Annotated in this window: 1 pseudogene; it reads right to left on the bottom strand. The window is 66.6% G+C overall.

Going from position 1 to position 317, the window contains the following annotated elements:
* Positions 1 to 119 precede the first annotated feature (119 nt).
* Positions 120 to 317, bottom strand: a pseudogene (locus tag QCE73_RS34135) (hypothetical protein); the annotation flags it as partial.

Genomic DNA, 317 nt, shown 5'->3' with positions numbered 1-317 from the left:
GGTGACTCCTTCGGCATGACGCCGTCAGTGGTTTCGTCACCTTCAAACGGATGAGCGCGAAGCGCTATTCCGGCGTTGTGGTTCGCAATCGGCGCGTCGTCCGACCCGCGCGGCGCGGATCAGTGAGCGTCGCCACGTCCTTTCGATACCGTCGGCACGCCCCAGCCGAACAGCGTCAGATGCGTGTCGGTGGCGATTGGCGCGGCGGCGCGGTGGGCGCCGACGCTCCAGCGGCCGTCGAAGGTCATGGCGGGAACGACCGGCTTCGGGATGCCGCTGGCCTGCTGGAAGTACTCCGTATTGCTCTCGTTCTGCAC

The sequence above is a fragment of the Caballeronia sp. LZ029 genome, from assembly GCF_031451275.1.
GTDB lineage: Bacteria > Pseudomonadota > Gammaproteobacteria > Burkholderiales > Burkholderiaceae > Caballeronia > Caballeronia jiangsuensis.
Note: the sequence above shows the minus strand (reverse complement) of the source record. Positions and strands in the feature narration are given on the sequence as shown.